At 70.0% G+C, this 19,461-nt stretch carries 23 protein-coding genes and 1 pseudogene; 11 read left to right on the forward strand and 13 right to left on the reverse strand.

Annotation, left to right across the window (positions count from 1 at the left end):
* The first annotated feature begins 54 nt into the window (after positions 1-54).
* From leuS to rlmH, 6 genes are all read left to right on the forward strand, one after another.
* Positions 55-2,787: a leucine--tRNA ligase gene (leuS, locus tag ML342_RS05310; RefSeq protein WP_439655163.1), complete on the forward strand. Its 2,733-nt coding sequence runs from the start codon at positions 55-57 to the stop codon at positions 2,785-2,787.
* A gap of 113 nt (positions 2,788-2,900) precedes the next feature.
* Positions 2,901-3,413: an LPS-assembly lipoprotein LptE gene (locus ML342_RS05315; protein ID WP_240125940.1), complete on the forward strand. Its 513-nt coding sequence runs from the start codon at positions 2,901-2,903 to the stop codon at positions 3,411-3,413.
* Positions 3,414-3,435: 22 nt separating this feature from the next.
* Positions 3,436-4,473: a DNA polymerase III subunit delta gene (gene holA / locus ML342_RS05320; RefSeq protein WP_240126291.1), complete on the forward strand. Its 1,038-nt coding sequence runs from the start codon at positions 3,436-3,438 to the stop codon at positions 4,471-4,473.
* Positions 4,474-4,478: 5 nt separating this feature from the next.
* Positions 4,479-5,171: a nicotinate-nucleotide adenylyltransferase gene (gene nadD / locus ML342_RS05325; RefSeq protein ID WP_240126292.1), complete on the forward strand. Its 693-nt coding sequence runs from the start codon at positions 4,479-4,481 to the stop codon at positions 5,169-5,171.
* On the forward strand, positions 5,168-5,575 hold the full coding sequence (rsfS, locus tag ML342_RS05330; RefSeq protein ID WP_240125941.1) for a ribosome silencing factor: 408 nt from the start codon (positions 5,168-5,170) through the stop codon (positions 5,573-5,575). The genes nadD and rsfS overlap by 4 nt, the downstream gene beginning before the upstream one ends.
* An 84-nt stretch (positions 5,576-5,659) precedes the next feature.
* Positions 5,660-6,130, forward strand: a complete 471-nt coding sequence (gene rlmH / locus ML342_RS05335) for a 23S rRNA (pseudouridine(1915)-N(3))-methyltransferase RlmH (RefSeq protein WP_240125943.1) — start codon at positions 5,660-5,662, stop codon at positions 6,128-6,130.
* Between the two features lie 26 nt (positions 6,131-6,156).
* Here the strand turns inward: rlmH and ML342_RS05340 are convergent, their stop codons facing one another.
* Entirely contained in the window at positions 6,157-7,215 is a 1,059-nt protein-coding gene (locus ML342_RS05340) for a hypothetical protein (protein ID WP_240125944.1), read from the reverse strand.
* 131 nt (positions 7,216-7,346) lie between these two features.
* Complete coding sequence (locus ML342_RS05345) at positions 7,347-7,850, reverse strand: hypothetical protein (RefSeq protein WP_240125946.1); 504 nt, start codon at positions 7,848-7,850, stop codon at positions 7,347-7,349.
* Here ML342_RS05345 and ML342_RS05350 point away from each other — a divergent pair.
* Complete coding sequence (locus ML342_RS05350; RefSeq protein WP_240125947.1) at positions 7,849-8,061, forward strand: hypothetical protein; 213 nt, start codon at positions 7,849-7,851, stop codon at positions 8,059-8,061. The two genes, ML342_RS05345 and ML342_RS05350, sit on opposite strands and share 2 nt — an antisense overlap.
* 6 nt (positions 8,062-8,067) lie before the next feature.
* On the opposite strand, the gene ML342_RS05355 is transcribed toward ML342_RS05350, so the two are convergent.
* Together ML342_RS05355 and ML342_RS05360 are read right to left on the reverse strand one after the other, a co-directional pair.
* Complete coding sequence (locus tag ML342_RS05355) at positions 8,068-8,208, reverse strand: hypothetical protein (protein ID WP_240125949.1); 141 nt, start codon at positions 8,206-8,208, stop codon at positions 8,068-8,070.
* A gap of 417 nt (positions 8,209-8,625) precedes the next feature.
* The gene (locus ML342_RS05360; protein ID WP_240125951.1) at positions 8,626-9,840 is read right to left on the reverse strand and encodes a phage minor head protein; all 1,215 of its coding nucleotides are present in this window, start codon (positions 9,838-9,840) and stop codon (positions 8,626-8,628) included.
* A 64-nt stretch (positions 9,841-9,904) separates the two neighbouring features.
* On the opposite strand from ML342_RS05360, the pseudogene ML342_RS05365 reads away from it, so the two are divergent.
* The 3 genes and pseudogenes from ML342_RS05365 to rfbD form a co-directional block, all read left to right on the forward strand.
* Positions 9,905-10,060, forward strand: a pseudogene (locus tag ML342_RS05365) (transposase); the annotation flags it as partial.
* Positions 10,061-10,114: 54 nt separating this feature from the next.
* Entirely contained in the window at positions 10,115-10,675 is a 561-nt protein-coding gene (gene rfbC / locus ML342_RS05370; protein ID WP_240126293.1) for a dTDP-4-dehydrorhamnose 3,5-epimerase, read from the forward strand.
* Positions 10,672-11,562, forward strand: a complete 891-nt coding sequence (rfbD, locus tag ML342_RS05375) for a dTDP-4-dehydrorhamnose reductase (protein WP_240125953.1) — start codon at positions 10,672-10,674, stop codon at positions 11,560-11,562. Before rfbC ends, rfbD begins: the two co-directional genes overlap by 4 nt.
* 5 nt (positions 11,563-11,567) lie before the next feature.
* On the opposite strand, the gene ML342_RS05380 is transcribed toward rfbD, so the two are convergent.
* From ML342_RS05380 to ML342_RS05410, 7 genes are all read right to left on the reverse strand, one after another.
* Positions 11,568-12,386, reverse strand: coding sequence for a M15 family metallopeptidase (locus ML342_RS05380; RefSeq protein ID WP_240125954.1), 819 nt, complete (start codon positions 12,384-12,386; stop codon positions 11,568-11,570).
* A gap of 35 nt (positions 12,387-12,421) precedes the next feature.
* Positions 12,422-12,961, reverse strand: coding sequence for a PH domain-containing protein (locus tag ML342_RS05385; protein ID WP_240125955.1), 540 nt, complete (start codon positions 12,959-12,961; stop codon positions 12,422-12,424).
* A gap of 2 nt (positions 12,962-12,963) precedes the next feature.
* On the reverse strand, positions 12,964-14,298 hold the full coding sequence (locus ML342_RS05390; protein WP_240125957.1) for an alpha/beta hydrolase: 1,335 nt from the start codon (positions 14,296-14,298) through the stop codon (positions 12,964-12,966).
* Positions 14,295-14,477 (reverse strand): type II toxin-antitoxin system antitoxin, encoded by a 183-nt coding sequence (locus tag ML342_RS05395; protein ID WP_240125959.1) that lies wholly within the window; start codon positions 14,475-14,477, stop codon positions 14,295-14,297. The genes ML342_RS05390 and ML342_RS05395 overlap by 4 nt, the downstream gene beginning before the upstream one ends.
* Positions 14,478-14,495: 18 nt before the next feature.
* A complete protein-coding gene (locus tag ML342_RS05400) occupies positions 14,496-15,359 on the reverse strand; it encodes an SPFH domain-containing protein (protein WP_240125961.1) in 864 nt (287 codons plus the stop codon).
* 101 nt (positions 15,360-15,460) lie between these two features.
* Positions 15,461-16,372, reverse strand: a complete 912-nt coding sequence (locus tag ML342_RS05405; RefSeq protein ID WP_240125963.1) for a hypothetical protein — start codon at positions 16,370-16,372, stop codon at positions 15,461-15,463.
* A 57-nt stretch (positions 16,373-16,429) separates the two neighbouring features.
* On the reverse strand, positions 16,430-17,152 hold the full coding sequence (locus tag ML342_RS05410; protein ID WP_240125965.1) for an arginyltransferase: 723 nt from the start codon (positions 17,150-17,152) through the stop codon (positions 16,430-16,432).
* 111 nt (positions 17,153-17,263) lie between these two features.
* Between ML342_RS05410 and ML342_RS05415 the strand changes: the two genes are divergently transcribed.
* Complete coding sequence (locus ML342_RS05415) at positions 17,264-17,734, forward strand: EF-hand domain-containing protein (RefSeq protein ID WP_240125967.1); 471 nt, start codon at positions 17,264-17,266, stop codon at positions 17,732-17,734.
* A 49-nt stretch (positions 17,735-17,783) separates the two neighbouring features.
* Here ML342_RS05415 and ML342_RS05420 read toward each other — a convergent pair whose 3' ends face one another.
* The gene (locus ML342_RS05420; protein WP_240125969.1) at positions 17,784-18,584 is read right to left on the reverse strand and encodes a putative signal transducing protein; all 801 of its coding nucleotides are present in this window, start codon (positions 18,582-18,584) and stop codon (positions 17,784-17,786) included.
* Positions 18,581-19,456, reverse strand: coding sequence for an acyl-CoA thioesterase II (tesB, locus tag ML342_RS05425; protein WP_240125971.1), 876 nt, complete (start codon positions 19,454-19,456; stop codon positions 18,581-18,583). The genes ML342_RS05420 and tesB overlap by 4 nt, the downstream gene beginning before the upstream one ends.
* Between the last annotated feature and the right edge of the window lie 5 nt (positions 19,457-19,461).

The raw sequence follows: 19,461 nt of genomic DNA on the forward strand, positions 1-19,461 counted from the left end.
GGGGGATGCTGCGCTGCGGTAGGCTTCCCCTCCCGTTGTTTCGTGTCCTTCGCCGTGTCCGACTCTTCCGTTTACGATCCCCGCGCCGTCGAATCCGCCGCCCAATCCTTCTGGGACCGCACCTGCGCCTTCCAGGTGCGCGAGGAGGGCGACAAGCCCAAGTACTACTGCCTGTCGATGCTGCCGTACCCGTCCGGCGCGCTGCACGTGGGCCACGTGCGCAACTACACCATCGGCGACGTGATCAGCCGCTACAAGCGCATGACCGGCTACAACGTGTTGCAGCCGATGGGCTGGGATGCGTTCGGCCTGCCGGCCGAGAACGCCGCGATCAAGCACAAGACTGCGCCGGCCAAGTGGACCTACGCCAACATCGAGCACATGCGCAGGCAGCTGAAGTCGCTGGGCTATGCGATCGACTGGAGCCGCGAGTTCGCCACCTGCAAGCCCGACTATTACGTGCACGAGCAGCGCATGTTCGTGCGCCTGCTCAAGAAGGGCATCGCCTACCGCAAGAATTCGGTGGTGAACTGGGACCCGGTCGATCAGACGGTGCTGGCCAACGAGCAGGTGATCGATGGTCGCGGCTGGCGCACCGGCGCGCTGGTGGAGAAGCGCGAGATCCCGCAGTGGTTCCTGCGTATCACCGACTACGCGCAGGAGCTGCTGGACGAGCTGGACGGGCTGGAAGGCTGGCCGGAGTCGGTCAAGACCATGCAGCGCAACTGGATCGGGCGCAGCGAAGGGCTGGAAATCCAGTTCCGGGTGGATGGCGAGGAGGAACCGCTCACCGTCTTCACCACCCGCCCCGACACCCTGATGGGCGTCACCTTCATCAGCATCGCCGGCGAACACCCGCTGGCGCTGAAGGCGGCCGCAGCCAATCCAGAACTGGCTGCGTTCCTGGCCGAACTGAAGAAAGGCGGCGTCTCCGAAGCCGAACTCGAGACCCAGGAGAAACGCGGGATGGCCACCGGCCTGTGGGCCCGCCATCCGCTGACCGGCGAGGACCTGCCGATCTACGTCGCCAACTTCGTGCTGATGGGCTACGGCACCGGCGCGGTGATGGCGGTGCCGGCGCACGATCAGCGCGACTGGGAGTTCGCCCAGGCCTACGGCCTGCCGGTCAAGCCGGTGGTGGTGGATGCGGCCACCCGCGACGCCCTGCGCGAGATCGGGCAGCACCTGCGCGGGCACGACGATCCGATGGCAGTGGCGCTGGGCCAGCACGGCGCGATCGACGTGGTCGAAGTGGATGCCGCGGTCGCAGTGGTGCGTGACTACCTGCGCCGGATCGAGGAGAAGGGCGCGCATACCGAGCATGGCTGGCTGATCAACTCCGGCGAGTTCGACGGGCTCGACTTCCAGGCGGCATTCGATGCAGTGGCGGCGAAACTGGAGCGTGAAGGCCTGGGGCGCCGCCGCGTGAACTTTCGCCTGCGCGATTGGGGCGTGAGCCGGCAGCGCTACTGGGGCTGCCCGATCCCGGTGATCTACTGTCCGACCTGCGGCGCGGTGCCAGTGCCGGAGGATCAGCTGCCGGTGGTGCTGCCGGAGGACGTGGCCGATGCCTTTGCGTCCGGCAACGTGCATTCGCCGATCAAGACCGACCCCGAATGGCGCAAGACCACCTGCCCGCAGTGCGGTGGCGCGGCCGAGCGCGAAACCGATACCTTCGACACCTTCATGGAGTCGAGCTGGTATTACGCGCGCTACACCTCGCCGGGCGCCGCCGACATGGTGGACGCGCGCGCCAACTACTGGCTGCCGGTGGACCAGTACATCGGCGGCATCGAACACGCGATCCTGCACCTGATGTACTTCCGCTTCTATCACAAGCTGCTGCGCGATGCGGGGCTGGTGCAGTGCGACGAGCCGGCCACCCGGCTGCTCACGCAGGGCATGGTGGTGGCCGAGACGTTCTACCGCGAGCGCGAGGACGGCGGCAGGGACTGGATCAATCCGGCGGACGTGGCGCTTCAGCGCGACGAGCGCGGCCGCATCGTGGGCGCCACGCTGATTGCCGATGGGCGTCCGGTGCAGATCGGCGGCATCGAGAAGATGTCGAAATCGAAGAACAATGGCGTCGATCCGCAGGTGCTGGTGGACAAGTACGGCGCCGACACCGTGCGCCTGTTCGCGATGTTCGCCGCGCCGCCGGAGCAGTCGCTGGAATGGAGCGAGGCGGGCGTGGAAGGGATGGCGCGCTTCCTGCGCCGGCTGTGGCGCGATGTGCATGCGCACGCGGCCCAGCCCGACCATCCGGTGGTCGATCCGGGCGCGCTGGATGCCGCACAGAAAGCGATGCGCCGGCAGGTGCACGAAACCATTGCCAAGGTCGGCGACGACTATGGCCGCCGCCACAGCTTCAACACCGCGATCGCCGCGCTGATGGAGCTGCTGAACGCGCTCGCCAGGTTCACCGACATGAGCGATCAGGGGCGCGCGGTCCGGCACGAGGCGTTCGAGGCGATCGTGCTGCTGCTCAATCCGATCACTCCGCACATCAGTCATGCGCTGTGGCAGGTGCTGGGGCACCCGGAGACCCTGCTCGAGGACATCCCCTTCCCGCAGGCCGATCCGCAGGCGCTGGTGCGCGATTCGGTGACCCTGGCGGTGCAGGTCAACGGCAAGCTGCGCGGCACCATCGAGGTCGCCCCGGATGCGACCCGCGAGGCGATCGAGGCCGCGGCCCTGGCTGCGCCTGCGGTCGCCGCGAGCATCGCCGGGCAGACGCCCAAAAAGGTGATCGTGGTGCCGGGCAAGATCGTCAACCTGGTCGTTTGAGCGTGATGGCGCTAACGCGCGTTGCCGGCCGTGCCTGGCTTGGGTCTGTCTCATCTCCCCAATGCAGGGAGAGGGCGCCGACACCCTGGTCGTTTTCGCCTAGACTGCCCCGCATGAACGCCCGCCTCGCCATCCTCGTGCTGTCCGCCGCCGCGCTGCTGTCTGGCTGCGGCTTTCATCTGCGTCACGCGGTCAACTTGCCGGCCAACCTCGGGCCGGTGCGAGTGATCAGCGCCGATCCCTACAGTCCGCTGGGCGACCTGCTGGCCGACGGCCTGCGCCGCGCCGGCGCGCAGCCGGCCACGCCCGACGTCAGCGAGGGCGTGGCCACGCTGCAGGTGATTTCGGAAAACTGGGCGGATACCCCGATCAGCAACGACCAGTCCGGGCGTGCGCTGGAATATCTGCTGCGCTATGCGGTGGTGTTCAGCCTGCGCCGCGCCGATGGCAGCGTGGCGGTGCCGCAGCAGTCGGTAGAGCTCTCGCGCGACTACCTGGCACCCGCGGCGGGCTCGATCGGCAAGGCCAGCGAGCGCGAGCTGCTGGTGCGCGAGCTGCAGCGGGACATGGCGGCTTCGATCCTGCGCCGGGTGGATGCCGCCTCCGCGCCTGCCGGCGCGCATTGAGAAGCAAGGCGCGGGCGCCGCGATGGAGCTGAGTGCCGATCGCCTGGCGGAGCAGCTGGCCAAGGAATCCCTGCGGCCGGCCTACCTGGTCGCCGGCAGCGAGCCGCTGCTGGTGCTCGAGGCGGCCGATGCCGTGCGCGCGACCGCACGCGCGCAGGGCGTGGGCGAGCGCGAGGTGCACGAGATGGACGGGCGCGAGGCCGACTGGAACGCGCTGCAGGCCTCCCTGCACGCGCCCAGCCTGTTCGCCAGCCGCCGCCTGCTGGAAGTGCGCCTGCCTTCGGGCAAGCCCGGCGCCGAGGGCGCCAAGGTCATCGCCGCCTACTGCGAGGCGCCGCCGGCGGACGTGGTCCTGCTGGTCGTCGCCGGCGAGTGGTCCAAGGCGCATGCCGGAAAGTGGAGCCAGGCCATCGCCAAGGTCGGGCACGTGGCCATCGCCTGGCCGGTCAAGCCGCACGAACTGGCCGGCTGGCTGGGGGCGCGCCTGCGTCGGGCCGGCCTGCAGGCGACGCCGGAGGCGCTGGCGCTGCTGGCGCAGCGGGTGGAAGGCAACCTGCTGGCGGCGGCGCAGGAAGTGGACAAGCTGGCCCTGCTGGTGGAGCGTGGGGAGAGGCTCGATGTCGCGCGGATGCAGGCGCTGGTGGCGGATTCCGCGCGCTTCGACGTGTTCCGACTGATGGAGGCCGCATTGAACGGGCAGCCGGCACAGGTGGCGCGCGTGCTGGCTGGGCTACGCGCGGAAGGCGAGGCGGTCCCGGCGCTGATGGGGATGGTGGTCAGGGAGCTCGGCATCCTCGCGGCGCTGGCGCAGACAGCCAACTTTGCCAGCCAGTGCAAGGCGCTGGGGATCTGGGAGTCGCGTCAGGCCACCTACAAGCGCGCGCTCGCCCGCCACCCGCCGGAGCGCTGGCAGTGGCTGCTGGCCGAGGCCGGTCGGGTGGATCGCATCGCCAAAGGCCGGGGGAGGCCCGGGCAGGAGTCGCACGACGCCTGGCTGCAGCTGGAGCGCCTGCTGCTGGCCGTGGCCGAGCCCAAGGCGCATCGCCTGCTGGCCTCGTGAGCGCCATGCTGCGGGTCTATTACGGTGGCAGCTTCGATCCGGTGCACAACGGGCATCTGGCGGTCGCTTGCGCCGCCCGCGACCACCTCGGCGCCGAGGTCTTCCTGCTGCCGGCCGGCGATCCGCCGCACAAAACGGCCACCCACGCGACCGCCGAAATGCGCGCCCATCTGCTGGAACTGGCAATCGCCGGTCAGCCGGGTCTGCATCTGGACCGGCGTGAATTGCGGCGCATTGGTCCGTCCTACACCGTGGAGACCTTGCGGCAACTGCGCGCCGAGCTCGGCCCGCAGGCGCCGATCGCATGGCTGATCGGCGCCGATTCGCTGCGCCAGCTGCATACCTGGCACCGCTGGCGCGAGCTGCCGACGCTGGCGCATCTACTGGTGGTCGCGCGTCCGCAAGCGCCCGTGGATGCGGCGGCGCTGGCGGCGGCGGCGCCGGAGGTGCAGGCGCTGGTCGCCCCGCGCTGGCGGCCCCCTGCTGCGCTCACGGAAAGCCCAGCCGGTGCGGTGTGTCTGCTGCCGCTGGTGCCGCTGCGCCCGGAGTCTTCCACCGAGTTGCGGCGCCGGATCGGTGCAGGCGCTCCCTGGCGGGACTGGGTGCCGGCGGCGGTGGCGGCGGAGATCGAGCGCCTACAGCTGTACCGCGACCCGGCCGTTATACTGACCACCCCTTCCCAGAGCGATCGCCCTTGAGCACTCCTGCCCACGTCATCAAGACCAGCCTGCCCACTCCACCGCCGTCCGTGGAGGCCTTGCTGAAGGCCGTGCACGCCGGGCTGGAGGAACTCAAAGCCAGGGACGTGGTGGAAATCGATGTCCGGGGCAAGAGCAGCGTTTTTGATTTCATGGTGGTGGCCTCTGGCACCTCCACCCGGCATGTGAAAGCCGTCGCCGATGAAGTGATCAAGTTCGCCAAGCGGCTCGACGTGATCCCGCTGGGAGTGGAAGGCGAGCGCGAGGCCGAATGGGTACTGGTGGATCTGGGCGACGTGGTGGTTCACGTCATGCTGCCGCGCGTGCGCGAGTTCTACGCGCTGGAGCGCCTGTGGTCGGTGGGCGACCAGCCGCCTGTGGATAGCCCCCAGGCGCAGGAATGAGGGAAACGGGGTGAGCCGGCGTCCTGAGTCGATGCCGCAGCGCCTTCACCCCGCGCGCGCGTTCCCACGCGCGATTCCGTTGCCATGAAGGGCCGCCTGATCGCGGTGGGTGAGCGCGCGCCCGGCTGGGTGGCGCAGGGCTTCGCCGAATACCAGAAGCGACTGTCGCACTGGCTACCGCTGGAGCTGGTGGAGATCGAGCCCGGCATCCGCGGCAAGGGGCGCGACACCGCGCGCGCGATCAGCGACGAGGGCGCGCGGGTGCTGGCCGCGCTGCCGAAGAATGCGCAGGTGGTGGCGCTGGATGGACGCGGTCGGATGCATTCCTCCGAGCAGCTCGCGCAGCGCCTGGAGCACTGGCGCGGGTTGGGGCGCGACCTCGCTTTCGTGATCGGAGGCCCGGACGGGCAGGCGCCCGACGTGCTGGCGCGCGCCGACGAAACCTGGTCACTGGGGCCGCTGACCCTGCCGCACATGCTGGTGCGGCTGGTGCTTGCCGAACAGCTCTACCGCGCCGCCGCGATGCTGGCCAACCATCCCTACCACCGCGCGTAGCCGCGCGCTGCGGCAGGGGCCGCGGGTCAGTGTCCGCGCAAGCGGCCGAACAGCCCGGCGGGCTTGCTGGAGGCTGGCTCCGGCGGCGGCGCCGAGCGTACAGGTTCAGCGTAGCCGGTGGCCAGGTTGGCGTTGATGAACTCGACCACCTCCTCGCGCGAGACCCCCGCGGCGGCGGCAATCGCGTCGGCATCGGCCGGGCCTTTCATCATCACGGTGGCGATGCGGAAATGGCGCGGATATTCGCGCTCGGTCTGCGGCCACTTCTTCAGCACGTAAGGCCCCGCCACGGGCGCGCCCGAGAGCAGGCCGCCCAGCCACAGCAGGCGGGTCACTGGTTGCGGTGGGCCGAGGCGGGCACTTTCCGCGGCCCAGGCGGCTTCATCCAGGGCGGTGAAGTCGGATTCCAGAAGCGGCGCCGAGAAATGCGCCGCCAGCGGTTTGAGCGCGGATGGGCCGTACCACTGGCCGTTGGGCAGATCCAGCAGCAGCGCTGGCGCTTCGGGAGGCTGCAAGCGGACCCGGTAGGCCGGCCGCCCGGCGGCCAGCCAGTCGCGCAGCGGCCTGGCCTGCGGTGCTTGCGCTGCTGGCAGAGCGGGAGTTTCCGTGGTCTGTTGGCCAGCCGTTGGCGCAGGCCCGGGCGTCGCGGGGGCGTCGAGGGACTCGGAGGCCTCTGCAGCGGGGGAGGCAGGCGGCGCGACCGTCGGCGCGGCTGGCGCGACTTCATCGCTGGCGGATGCGGTGGACGGAATCTCGACGGCCGCTTGCGTCAGCAGCGGGGTGTCGGTGGCGATCTCGCTGAGCAGCACCGCCAGGTCGCTGGCGCTGATCGGGTGCGGCAGCCGGTAGTCGGTCTGCTGGCGGTCCACCGATGTCAGGCCGATCACCTTGCGCCCCATCGCGTGCAGGCGCAGCCAGCTCATCGGCCCGTACAGGCTGTCCATGTCGATGATGACGTAGTCGGCGTGCTCGCTGTCCGTCAGCGTCCAGAGGCCGCCGATCTCGGCGTTGGCGACCTTGAAGGCCGCCGTGACTTCGGTTTCGGTGTGGCGTTCCATGCCGGTGATGCCCAGGGTCAGCGCCATCGCGATGTCTCTCCTGCTGTCCAGTGGCGAGTGTTGCCGCCTGTCGCGCGCGCGTCAATCGCCTGCGGCGGGTAGGGACTGGGCGTGCTGCATGCACTGGAGACTATCTGTGCGCCTGATTTGAGGCAGTTTCAGACGGCGGCGCACGCGCTCCAGCCGGTGGGCGCGTAAGCCGAGAGCTTGGCCTCGTCCTCGATGTAGGCCAGCCCACCGGCCTGGGGCGCTACTCCTGTCAGCAAGCCCGCTTCGGCGAGCTCACGCAGCCGGCCCAGGGGCAGGCCGAGACCATCGGCCAGCGCCTGCGCCAGGCGGGCATAGAGCGTCGAGACGGCCTCATAGCCGGCGCCCGTCTGCGCCGCCACGCGATAGGCCAGTGCCTGCGCGGCGGCAAACTCCTGAACGGAACTGGTCGCAAGCTTGAGCCGCGCATTGACCTGCTGCACCTGGTCGGCCAGCGCCGCCAGGCCGGCGATCCCGGCCCTGAGCTGAAGTGCGCCCTGGAACGCCACAAAGGCGTTCCGCGCCACCTCCAGCTGACGCGAGATCGACTCCAGACCGGCGCGCGTCTTGCCGAGCACCCCCTGGGTGCTATCCTTGGCCGTGATGCGCAGCGCGACTTCGAGGTCTCTGGTCATGGCGGACGTCCTGGCGCTCTTCGTGCGGTACTTCTTCTATCTCGGCCTGGCGTTCGCTGCCGTGCTGGCAGTGTTCCTCATGCCGCGATGGTGGCTGGTGCTGATGGCGGCCTTTCTGGTGCTGTGCGTGGTGCTGGGCGTGGCCGAAGGGCTTGGTGCGCGATGGGCCAAGCGCGTTCGCACCGTGCTGTTCTGGCCGAACTCGCGCTGAAGGCGCTCAATCGCCACGGCACATCTCCTTGACCCACGCCTTCCACTCCTTCGCATCCGCCTGCGCCGCGCGGGCGGCCACCGCCGCCTGCAGCATCCGGTCGCGCTCCAGCCGCGCCGCCGAACGCCAGGCGGTGGACTGGATCATGCGCTCTCCTTCGCGCGCGCGGCGACGCGTTCGCCGTCGCGTTCTTCGCCTGCTGCGCGAGAAGCTCGACAGTGTCCGATCCGCCTGCCGCTTTTCGGGAAAGGCGGGGTAGGCTATATCTGGATTGCAAGGGCTGGCGGCAAAATCTCCCGGCAGATGCTGAAGGTGCGCCGGACACCGAAGGTTGGCGGGGACATTGACCCGCCGGGGCCGCAAGGCCCTCGTGGTGGGGAGGGGAGCCACCACGCCAGCCCCGCGAGGCCGATCCGGCGCGGCCTCATTCTCTCGCCTTCGGACTGCTGCGCGAAAAGTTGGCGCGGGTCAAGGAAGCCGCCCGATTCGATGCGCGGGCGGGGTAGGCTATACTGTGCAAGCGGGGCCGGGTGCATCCCATCGTCGTGCTCATACCACGAAGCGCTACGGGCGTATGATGGGGGGACGGCCCCGTATCCACATCGTTTGCAGGGCCAGCATGCGGCGCCGGCCGCGCACCTCAAACACCGCCCAGTATTCCATCTCCCCAATGCGTTTGACCACGCGCACGACGGGCCGCCCAACGTCGGACATGCCGCCGTACTCGATGCGATCTGCCTCGGCGATGATGCGTGGCAGAAGCGCGTAGTCCTCCACAACGACGCCTGTCTGCCCCTGCATGGCCTCGGCGGCATCGTCGCCATGATCCTTGCGCACCTTGCGCACGGTGGAAGCGTCAACCGCCCAGTCATACATTTCCCGCCGGATCGCGTCCACGCCGGTCATGGCCGCGATGGTCTCGGCCTCTGCAGTGGTGAGCAGACCCATGGTGCGGTACGGATCGACGCTGCGCCCGGCGAGCGCGGCCTGGGCGTAGCGGCGCACGGCCTCGCCCGTCTCCGGCTGGCTACGCACGGCTAAAGCCAGCGCATCGCGCACGTCTTCTGGCACGCCGCCCATGTACGCCTTGGCCAGCTCGTAAGGCCACGCCACTGTCTTACGCGCCAGCGCCCGCACGGTGTCCACCACCGTCGCCCCCGGCATGTACCCCCAGCCCTTGTCGATCCCGACCTGCTCGCCGGTCTTGGGGTCGATGGCGTCCCAGCCGGCGGGCGGCGCGGTGTAGCCGGGCTTGCCGCCCAGCCGCGCCGCGCTCTTGGGCCCATCCGCGCCAACCACGCGGCAGCGGCAGCCCCAGCCGCTGGGCGGGTAGTGCGTTTGCCAGAAGGGGTGGTCGGCAGGCAGCGTCAGCCCGTCCCAGGCCAGATGCTGCAGGCGCGGGTGCTCGGCCCGGGAGTGACGGTAGATCCAGAGCTTGAAGCCGGCCTCCTTGAGCTGCGCGAGCCGCCCGGCGGCGTAGCTGGTGGCCAGATTGGTCTGGTAGATGATGCGCGTGCGCCAGGCGCGGCCGGCGCGCGTAGCTTCCCCCGTCCAGCCGTGCCAGCCGCGCCTGTCCACGATCTCGGCGAAGCGCTTGCGGAAGTCCTGCAAGGTCTCGCCCTCGGCGATGGCCTTGTCCACTGCTTCGGCCAGGTCTGCGAGCAAATCCGCCTTGGCTGCGCCCGCCACCATGAAGGCGCGGTCGTGCTGGCTCTTCCACAGGTCGTCCCACTTCGCCGTGGGCACCAGGTTGCCCAGCTTGCCGCGGAAGAACGCCACTTGCTCGGCGAAGGGTTAGCGGAAGATGGCGGCGCGCTTACGAGCTACCCACGGCTGTGTCGCATCGCGCCCGAGCGTCATGGCGGCCTGGCGGCGGGTCTGGAGCCGGGTGATTCCGTTCTTCGCCTTCCCGCCCGAGGCGCGGCGGATCATCTACACCGCCAATGCCATCGAGAGCGTGCATGCGCGGTTGCGCAAGATCATCAAGAGCCGCGTGCATCGTGCATTTCACGAGGAGGGTATCATCGCCAGACCTTCACATCCCACGCCCCCTTTGAAAATCCTGCAAACCCGTCTTCCTGGCTGTGTAGCCATCGAGCCGGACGTGCATGCCGATGCGCGCGGTTTCTTCTTTGAAGCGTGGAATGCCGCGCGCTTCGCCGCGCACGGGCTGCCCACGCAGTTCGTGCAGCATAATGTCAGCCGCTCGCGGCGCGGGGTCCTGCGCGGCCTGCACTACCAGTGGCCGGAGCATCCGCAGGGCAAGCTGGTGACGGTGCTGGAGGGCGAGGTGTACGACGTGGCGGTGGACCTGCGCCGGGATTCACCGACCTTCGGCCAGCACGCGGCGGTGATCCTCAGCGCGGAAAACCGGCGCCAGCTATGGATCCCCGAAGGCTTCGCCCACGGCTTCTTGGCCCTCAGCGAAACCGCGCTGGTCAGCTACATGTGCACCGCGCCCTATGACCGCGCCAGCGAGAATGCGCTGCGCTGGGACGACCCGCAGCTGGCGATCGACTGGCCATTGGCGGAGGTGCGGCTGTCGGACAAGGATGCGGCCGCGCCGTTCCTCGACGCGATCCCGCGCGAGCGCCTGCCGCGCTGCCGGCCATGAGGATCTTGCTGCTGGGCGGCAACGGCCAGGTCGGCCGCGCGCTGCGGCGGACTCTGCCAGCGCTGGGTGAGTTGGTCGTGGCGACCCGCGATGGTGCCGATGCCGACGTGGTCGCCGATTTCGACGCACCGCAGGCGCTGCCGGGGCTGGTGGCGCGGATCGCGCCCGACGTGGTGGTGAATGCCGCCGCGCATACCGCCGTGGATCGTGCGGAGGCTGAACCCGAGGCGGCCTTCCGCGCGAATGCCGAGGCTCCCGCCGCGTTGGCCCGCGGCTGTGCCGTGACCGGCGCGCTATTGGTGCAGTACTCCACGGACTATGTGTTCGACGGCCGCGGGACCCGGCCGTATCGCGAGGACGACGCTACCGCGCCGCTCGGTGTGTATGGCGCCAGCAAGCTGGCCGGCGAGGAGGCGATCCGCGCAAGCGGCGCGCGCCACGCGATCCTGCGCACGGCCTGGGTGTACGCCGCGCACGGCCGGAACTTCCTGCACACCATGCTGCGCCTGGCCGCCGAGCGCGAAGAACTGCGGGTGGTGGCCGACCAGATCGGCACGCCGACCCCGGCGGCCTGGATCGCGGAGGCGACCGCGCACATCCTGCGGCGCGGATTGGCCGCGTCCGGGACCTGGCACCTGGTCGCCGCCGGCCAGACCAGCTGGCACGGGTTCGCCGAGGCGATCATGGACGAGGCATTGGCGGCGGGCCTGCTGGCGCGGCGTCCGCGCGTCCTGCCGATTGCCACCGCGGACTACCCGACGCCGGCCCGCAGGCCGGCCTATTCGGTTCTGGACACCACGAAAGCGCAGCGGGAGTTCGGGCTCGCCCCGCCCGACTGGCGCGCCGGACTGCGCGCCACCCTGCGCGAACTGGCGAAGGCGCGCTGAAGTCCTCAGGCGGGCGCAAAGCGCCAGTGCCAGGGCTCGTACACGATCCCGTGCGGGTTGTCGCGCGGATAGCTCATCGCAAAGCCGTGCGCGGGCGCATGCGCCTGCAGCCAGGCGAAGGCGGGCGTGCGTTCGAACGTCTCCTCGGCCGGCGGCTCGCCGGGCGCGCCGATGTCCAGCGCCAGCCCGGAGTGGTGCTCGGAGAATCCCGGCGCGGCGTTGACCGCGAGGATTGCATCCACGGAGTGGCCGCGCGCCAGTTTCCGTTCGAAGATGCCCAGCTGGTAGTCATGGCTGCGGTAGCCGGAGATCGCCTCCAGCGCGATGCCGTCGGCCCGCGCCGCGGCCTGCATCCGGTGCCAGGCGTGGGCGGCCTGCGGATGCAGCCATAGCGGCCGGCGCCAGCGGTCGAAGCCGGCCAGCAGCAGCCAGCGGGGCTCCGGCACCAGCGCCAGCCCGCTGCGCGCGGCATAGGCATCCGCATCCAGCCCCAGCGCGTGCAGGCGTTCGTGCAGGCGATGCAGCGGCAGCGCGCCGGGGTGTTCGAGGCCATTGCGGACGTGCGGCGGCGGTGCGCGCAGGGCGCGGCGGGCGGCGTCCAGCCCCGGTTCGCGCGCCAGCGCGGGCACCAGTGGATGCAGGCCGCCTTCGAGTTCAGCCGCCAGGTAGCGGCCGTCGCGCTTGCGCCGCAGTACGTGTCGGGCGCGCGCCAGCAACCGCGCGTGGGCATTGCCGCGCGCCTGCAGCAGCGCGGCCGGCCACAGTTCGATCTCCGCGGTATTGCGCAGGACCGTCTTCAGCGGGATGGCGGGCAGGCGTGGCATGCGCGCAGGGTAGCGCAGCCGCCGCGCGGCCGGCATCACGCCGCGCGCAGGGCGTCCAGCAACGCCTGCGGTTTTTCTGGGCTGACCAGGATCAGGCCGCCGTTGCGTTGCGGCAGCAGCAAGGCCTGGGGTTGCGACGTCAGCAGGCAGAACGCACGGCTGCGGTTGCGCAGGAGGCAGATGCCCACGGTGAGCCCGGGGAAATTGAAGCCGAGCAGGCGCAGCATCGGCTTGTATTCCGTGTGTTCGTCGAGGTTCACGATCCGGGCCTTATCGAGCCCGAGATCGCTGATCGCGATTTTCCGCGCGAACAGCAACGCCCCGGCGACCAGCAGCCTGTCGTGTTCGATGCGGATCTGCCGGTGCGCAAGCATCGACAGCAGGCCAGCAGGCAGCAGCGCCGTGCCGAACAGTGTCATAAGCCACCACGGCACGGGGTTCGTGGGGGATTGCACGTGCGTTCCGCCGAGGAAGGCGAAGAGCAGCAGCAAGGCCCATAACCCGAGCAGGGCCGGCCATGTCCACGGCGCCATCGGCGCGAGCGGAAAATCCTGCCTGGCAGCCGGTGGCTTCATCGTCAGTGCGCCTTGACCCAGGCGGCGACGTCATCGATCAGCTTGGGATCGACATGCCCCGGCTGCGCGTATTCGGCCAGCGAGCCTTCGCCTTCGCCGGCGATGCCGAGGTGGTTGAGCGCGGGATACAGCTTGAAGGCGACCTTGGGGTCGCCGTCGAACGCCTCGCGCCAGGCCTGCCAGTCGGCGTCCACCACCTGGATGTCGCGCCCGCCCTGCAGCACCAGCATCGGCAGTGCTACCCGGCGCGCCTCGGCCACCGCATCCACGCTGTCGATGCTGCGCCAGTAGCCGGCCGGCTGGCCCATCACGGTGCGGGTCGTGGCCGGCGTGGCGGGGTCGCGGGTCTGCCGCACCTGCGCGATCAGCGCGTTGATCGCCGTGCGTTCGGTATCGCTGATCTTGCCGTCGTCCAGCACCGCCATGCGCCGGTTCTGTTCGATCACGATGTCCAGCAGCGGGCGCGCCGGCGCCGCCAGCAGCACCAGGCCGCGGACGTGGCCGGACAACGCGGCGATCCGCGGTGCCATCATTCCGCCCTGGCTGTGGCCGAGCACGAACACGCGCTCGGGGTCGATGCCGTCGGTCTTGCGCAGCGCGTCCACTGCCAGCACGGCATCGAAGGTAGTTTCATCGTCCACGCCGAAGTCGCCGCCCGCGAACTCCTGCGGATGCGCCTTGGTGCGCTTTTCGTAGCGCAGCACGGCGATGCCCTGCGCGGCGAGGCCGCGGGCGAGGTCGAGGAAAGGCTTGTTCGGGCCGATGGTCTCGTCGCGGTCGTGCGCGCCGGAGCCGTGCACCAGCACCACCGCCGGGAACGGGCCTGCGCCCTTGGGCATGGCCAGGGTGGCCGGCAGGGCGCGCGCGCCGTCGCCGATCACCATGTCATGCTCGGCGTAGGGCGCATCCGCCGCGACGGCGGGAGCGGGGGCGGGGGCCGCCTGCGCGGGCTGCACCAGGAAGCCGGCGATCCTGCCGTCGGCGTCGATGGCGAACTTCGCCACCAGTTCGGCCTTCTCGAAATGCAGCGGCACCTGCACCACGGCGACCTTGCCCTGCATGGTGGTGGTGGCTTTGCCGCGCCCGGTGGCCTTGCCCATCTGCACGGGCAGCGACTCCCAGGCCGCCTTGAGTTTGTCGGCGGGGACCGCCTCGGCCATGCGCGGCGTGAACAGCCCTTCGACCTTGGCGTAATCGCCGGCATCCATCAGGTCCAGCGCCTGGCGGGCGAGCGCGGCGGGATCGGCGGTCTGCGCGTGGGCCGCGCCGGCCAGGGCGAGCGCGCCGGCCAGCAGCGCGCGGTGGAGGGGGCGGCGGGGAGGTGCGGGGCGGTTCATTTGGGGTCGTCCTCGGAGGGAGTGCGTGGCGACGGCAGCCGCCCGGCCTTGCGCAGCGCGTCGCGCAGCACGTATTCGATCTGCGCGTTGAGGCTGCGCAGCTCGTCGTCGGCCCAGCGCTGCGCCGCCGCCAGGATCTCGGCGTTGATGCGCAGCGGATAGGCCTTCTTCTCGCTCACGGCGCGTAGCGGCCCGGATCAGTACAGCGTGCCGGCATTGACGATCGGCTGGGTGGCGCGCTCGCCGCACAGCACGACCAGCAGGTTGCTGACCATCTGCGCCTTGCGCTCCTGGTCCAGCTCGACCACGCCGTTCTTCTGCAGTTCGGCCAGCGCCATCTCGACCATGCCCACCGCGCCGGCGACGATGCGGGTGCGCGCGGCGATGATCGCGTTCGCCTGCTGCCGCTGCAGCATGGCCTGGGCGATCTCCGGGGCGTAGGCGAGATGGCTGATGCGCGCGTCCAGCACCTGCACGCCGGCATCGGCCAGGCGCTCGGCGAGCTCGTCGCGCAGGTGCTGCGAGACTTCCGCGGCGTGGCTGCGCAGTGCGATCTGGCCGTCCTCGTGCTGGTCATACGGATAGCTGGTGGCCATCGTGCGCAGCGCGGATTCGGACTGGATGTGCACGAAGCTCTCGTAGTCGTCCACGTTGTAGACCGCCTCCGAGGCGTCTACCACCTGCCACACGATGACCGCGGCGATCTCGATCGGGCTGCCGTCCAGGTCGTTGACCTTGAGCTTGCCGGATTCGAAGTTGCGCACGCGCAGGGACACTTTCTTCTTCGAGTAGAAGGGGTTGTTCCAGCGCAGGCCGCTGTCCTTGACGGTGCCGACGTAGCGGCCGAACAGGCTGAGTACCGCCGCCTGGTTGGGTTCGACCATGTACAGCCCTCCCAGGCACAGCAAGGCGCCGGCGGAGAGCAGCGCGCCGCCGATGAACTGCGGCCACAGCTGGAACTGCAGGGCGGTGAGCAGCAGCCAGCCGCCGGCGCCGGTGGCCAGCAGCAGGATCAGCAGCATCGGGATGCCGGGCAGGGAACGCAGCGGGATCTCTTTCATGGGTGTGCTCGTCGGGGTTTTGAGTAGATTGATATCAACTTGATATCAATCATGCAAGATCCTGCCGACGAACGGTCACCGGGGTCCGGCGGCGGGCGCGCTCAGGGTTGCTGCGGGACGAGGTAGTACAGCGGGGCTGGGCGGGATTCACCGCTGGCGTACAGCCCGGCGCCGCCAGCGCTCCAGCCCAGCGCCTCGGCCTGCGGGATCAGCGGCACGTCGTGGGCTTCCGGCGCGCGCGCCACCGCCGCGGCCCAGTCTTCGCCCGCCTCGCGCCGGTAGAACAGCACGCTGCCGTAGGTCAGCACCGCCAGCGTGCGGCGGTCGGGTGAGATGTCGGCGGCGGTCACCTGCGAGAACAGCGCGGCCAGCGTCGGATCTTTCCTGCGCAGCTCCGGCCCGACTTGCGGCACGTCGGCCAGACGCCCGATCCGACGCGCTTCCTGCACCCGCCCGTGCGGGTTGGCCAGCGGCAGGCTGAACAGCTCCGGTGGCGTGCGTTTCTTCGAGATCAGCAGCACCTGGCCGCGTACCGGGTCCACCGCCGCCGCTTCGCAGTCGCGCGAGCCGTCCGGCCAGTGCGCCGGGATCGACCAGGCCGGGGTCAGGGTGCCGTCGGCCAGCACCGCGGGCTCCTCGAACACGTGTAGCACGAAATCGCGGCGGTGGCCGCCGTTGTCGCCGGTGTCGGCCAGCAGCAGGTAGTGACGGCCGCGCAGCGTGAAGCTGGCGATGTCCTCCCAGTCGATGTTGCGCGCGCCGGCCACGTTGAACCGCGCCAGCAGCCGGCCGCGGGTGTTGATGGCGTACAGCCGCGCCGGGTTGCCGCTGTCGTTGTGCACCCACAGCACGCCTTCGTGTACGTGCGAGGCCGCCAGCCCGCTGATCTCGTCCAGCTCCGGATCGGTCACCAGCCCGGCCAGGCGTGCGAACGGCAGCGACAGCGGCGAGCAGGCGGCCAGAACCAGCGACAGCAGGGCCGGCAGCAGCCGATGGGGGAGAAGGCGCGGCATCGGCACAGGATCGCACGCCACCCCGGGATGGCGCGATGCCCGGGCGACACGCCACGTTCAGACGGCGGGCAGTGGCTGCCAGCGGTGCCCGTCGAACGCCTCCAGCGGCTGGAAGCGGCGCTTGTAGTCCATCTTGGGGTGCCCGGCGATCCAGTAGCCCAGGTACAGATGATCGCGGCCGCTGCGGCGCGCCCACTCCAGCTGCTGCAGGATGCCCAGGGTGCCCAGCCCACGCGCGGCCTGGTCGGGGTCGTAGAAGGTATAGACCGCCGACAATGCCTCCTCGGTCAGATCGGTGACCGCCACCGCCAGCAGCCGGTGGCTGTCGCGCTGGCGCAGTTCCAGGAACCGGCTTTCGTTCCAGCGGCCGATCAGGAACTGCTCGAACTCGTGCGCGCCATGGCCGTCCATGCCGCCGCCGGGATGGCGGAACGCCAGGTAGCGCTGGTACAGGCGCAGGTATTCGTCGCTGCACGCGGGCGTCACGATGTGCGCCTCGATGTCCGCATTGCGCGCCAGGCAGCGGCGCTGGCTGCGATTCGGGCGGAATGCGGCGACCGCGATCCGTACCGGCACGCAGGCGCGGCAGCCGTCGCAGCTGGGGCGATACAGGATGTCGCCAGAGCGGCGGAAGCCCCATTGCAGCGCCATCGGATACAGCGCGGGCAGGCGCGGATCGCGCGGGTCCAGCACCAGGTCGCGCGCCTGGCGTCCCGGCCAGTAGCCGCAGGGATGCGGCGCGCTGTGGAACAGCCGCAGGTTGTCGTCGTCGCCGCCCATGCCCTCAGCATAGCGCCGGCCTTCGTGCGCGCGCAGCGGGCAAGTCAACCGCTGTGCGGATGGTGCGTTTTAGAGGACGCCCCGGAACTGGTACCGGGCGGAGGAACTCCCATGAAGACAACATTGCGTTTGCTGGTCTTGGCGACTACCGCCGTCTCTGGTCTGGCCTTGGCGCAGAGCGCGCCGCCGCCCGGCTCGCCGATGATGCGGGCCGATGCCAACGGTGATGGCGTGATCAGCCGCGAGGAAGCGGCCAAGTATCCGCGGCTGGCGGCCAGGTTCGACCAGCTCGATAGGAACAAGGACGGCAAGCTGAGCGCGGACGAGCTGCCGGCCTGGCGCGGCCGTGGCGAGGATGGCGGTCGCGGGATGGATCCCCAGCGGAAGGAAACGATGGAGAGGATGCGTGCCGAGTGCTTCGACAAGGCCGACACCAACAAGGATGGCCAGCTCAGCCGCGATGAGTTCGCCAAGCTGGGCGAGGTGTGCCGGCCGCTGCATGGCGGCATGCACCGCCCACCGATGCCTCCGGCGGCACCACCGCCGCCGCCCGCCGCACCGGTGCCGCCGGCGAAAAAGTAACGGCGGACCGCGCGATCATCGGCTGCGGGCGCGTGCTGGCGCGGTCTGGCTAGCGTGCGCCTTGCGCTGTTGCGAGGATGTCCCAGCGGTGGCCCTGGCGTTCCACCGTGAGGATCTGCGCGGGTTGCCCGGCCACCTCAAGCGTGACCTCGCCGCGGCCGCTGCCGTCGGTCATGTAGTCGCGCACCGCGATCGCAAGCCCGTCCTTGCCGGTGCAGGCCGAAGCAGCCAGCACGCGGGTGCGCGGCGGCACGGCCATCGCCTCCAGCACGCCCGGCTTCGGGTCGTGGCCGTCCACGCTCAGGCAGGCCAGCGCAGGCTTGCGCTGCTGCAGCGCATGCTCGGCCAGGTGCGCGGCGAGCGCAGCAGGGACATCGATCTGGAACACCTGGACGTCGGTGATCGCTTCCACCGGCGGTGCGGGACGTGTTTCCGGCTTCGCCGACGAAACCGGTTTGGGCGGTGTGTGCGAGCGTAGCGCCGCCAGCCCGATGACCACTGCGATCAGGGCGAGCAGGGCCAGCTTCAGGCGCTTGCCGAAGGTCGCGCGGGCCGCCCTGCCATCGTCACGGGAGGGCGCGGGCAGATAGCTCGGCGGTTCTTCGCGCGCGCCTTCCAGCAGGCCGAGTTCACGCAGGATCTGGCGGCCGCGCGGCTGATCCTCGGCGCGCACGATCCATACCGCCGGTATCTCCTTGGGTGCCTTGCGGGCGTCATAGCTGAAGTTTCCGCGGCGGTAGCCGCGATAGCTGCGGCCATGTTCGATCTTGACCTCGATCCCGGCGTCGCGCAGCAGCTGCGCCACCGCCTCCACGTTTTCCAGGCGCGGGCTCGAAAATACTTTTCTCATGGCGTATGCGCATCCGGCAGCACCCGGATCATGCCTTCCTGCGCGGTGCTGGCCACCAGCCGTCCGCTGCGGTCGAAGATCTGGCCGCGCGCCAGGCCGCGTGCGCCCTGGGCGCTGGGGCTGTCGATCGAATACAGCAGCCATTCGTCGGCGCGGAAGGGGCGGTGGAACCACAGCGCGTGATCCAGCGAGGCCATCTGCACGTTCGGCTGGTAGTAGCTGATGCCGTGCGGGAGGGTGGCGGTGCCGAGCAGGTGGAAGTCGCTGGCATAGGCCAGCAGCGCGCGGTGCAGCTCCGGCGAATCGCCCACCTTTTCGGTCAGGCGAAACCACACCTGCTGGAAGGGCGGGCGCTTGGGAGGATTCAGCTCGTCGCGCGGATAGACGTGGCGGGACTCGAACGGGCCGGCGCGGTTGAGCCAGCGCTGAACCATGGTCGGCAGCTGTGCCAGGCGCTCGGGCGGCAGTGCGGGCGCCGGCTCCAGGTCTTCCGGCTTGGGCACCTCCGGCATCGAAAGCTGGTGTTCGGCGCCGGCTTCTTCCTTCTGGAACGAGGCCGCGCAGAAGAAGATCACCTTGCCGTGCTGGATCGCGGTGACCCGCCGCACCGAGAAGCTGCCGCCGTCGCGGGTGCGATCGACGTGATAGACGATCGGCGCCTCGATGTCACCGGCGCGCAGGAAATAGGCGTGCAGCGAATGCGCCGCGCGCGGCTGGGTGAGAGTGGCCTGCGCGGCCGACAGCGCCTGCCCCAGCACCTGCCCGCCGAACACGTATTTGGTGCCGATGTCGCGGCTTTGGCCACGGAACAGGTCCTCCTCCAGGCGTTCCAGCGAGAGGAGCTCAATCAGCTCGGAAACAGGCGAAGTCATGCCGT

Source organism: Thermomonas alba, from assembly GCF_022419205.1.
Classification (GTDB): domain Bacteria; phylum Pseudomonadota; class Gammaproteobacteria; order Xanthomonadales; family Xanthomonadaceae; genus Thermomonas; species Thermomonas alba.